We start from the raw sequence: 1437 nt of genomic DNA, 5'->3' as shown, positions 1-1437 counted from the left end.
TCCTGGAGTTCAGTGCGGATGTGTTCGATGTGGGGTCGGCCGAGTTGTTGGTGGCTCGGTTGGGGTGGTTGTTGGAGCAGGTGGTGGGGGATCCGGATGTGCGGGTCGGGTGTGTGGATGTGTTGTCGGGGGTGGAGCGTGAGCGGGTGGTGTCGGGGTGGAACGACACGGTTCGTGAGGTGCCGGATGTGGTGTTGCCGGTGTTGTTCGAGGCGCGTGCGGTTGAGTGTGCGGGTGCGGTGGCTGTGGTGTCGGGTGGGGTGGAGTTGTCGTATGGGGAGGTGAATGTGCGGGCGAATCGGCTGGCGCGGTATCTGGTGTCGTTGGGGGCGGGGCCGGAGCGTTTGGTGGCGTTGGCGTTGCCGCGTTCGGAGGCGATGGTGGTGGCGATGCTGGCGGTGTTGAAGAGTGGTGCTGGGTATGTGCCGGTGGATCCGGGTCATCCTGTGGAGCGGGTGGGGATGGTTCTGGGGGATGCGGGGCCGGTGTTGTTGGTGACGGATTCGGTGGTGGCCGGGGGTTTGCCGGATTCCGGGGTCCGGTGTGTGGTGCTGGATGATCCGGGTGTGGTGGAGCGGGTTTCCGGGTTCTCGGATGAGGATTTGGGGGATGGGGAGCGGCTGGGGCGGTTGTGCGGGGGGCATCCGGCGTATGTGTTGTATACGTCGGGTTCGACGGGGCGTCCGAAGGGTGTGGTGGTTGAGCATCGGGCTTTGGTGAATTTCCTGGCGGCGATGTGTGAGTGGTTTCCGATGGGGGGCGGGGACCGTTTGCTGGCGGTGACGACGTGGTCGTTCGACATCGCGGGGCTTGAGGTGTTCGTGCCGTTGTTGTCGGGTGCTGCTGTGGTGGTGGGGCCTGAGGGTGTGGTGCTGGATCCGGGGGCTGTGGCGGAGTTGATCGCTGGTTCGGGGGTGACGGTGATGCAGGCGACGCCGGCGTTGTGGCAGGAGTTGTTGTTGCGGGAGCCGGGGGTGCTGGAGGGCTTGCGGGTTCTGGTGGGTGGGGAGGCGCTGCCGGGTGAGCTGGCCGGGGCGTTGGTGGAGCGTGCGGGGGAGGTGACGAATCTTTACGGGCCGACGGAGACGACGGTGTGGTCGACGGCTTGGCGGGTTTCGGGTGGGCCGGTGACGTTGGGGAAGCCGGTGTGGAATACCCGGGTGTATGTGCTGGACGGGCGTTTGGAGCCGGTGGCGCCCGGGGTGGCGGGGGAGTTGTACATCGCGGGGGCCGGTGTCGCGCGGGGGTATGCGGGGCGGGTGGATCTGACGGCGGAGCGGTTCGTGGCGTGTCCGTTCGGAGGGCCGGGGGAGCGGATGTACCGGACCGGGGATGTGGTGCGGTGGACCCGGGATGGTGATCTGGTGTTCCTGGGCCGTGCTGATGACCAGGTGAAGATCCGTGGTTTCCGTATCGAACTCGGCGAGATCGAAGCGG

Annotated in this window: 1 protein-coding gene; it reads left to right on the top strand. The window is 66.7% G+C overall.

The window, feature by feature from the left end; translation table 11 throughout:
* On the top strand, nt 1–1437 hold a 1437-nt coding region (locus tag ABD299_RS24860), incomplete at both ends, for a non-ribosomal peptide synthetase (RefSeq protein WP_344267035.1).

Source organism: Streptomyces sodiiphilus (assembly GCF_039529215.1).
Classification (GTDB): Bacteria; Actinomycetota; Actinomycetes; order Streptomycetales; family Streptomycetaceae; genus Streptomyces; species Streptomyces sodiiphilus.
The sequence above is the reverse complement of the archived record's forward strand: the minus strand, read 5'-3'. Positions and strand labels throughout refer to the sequence as shown.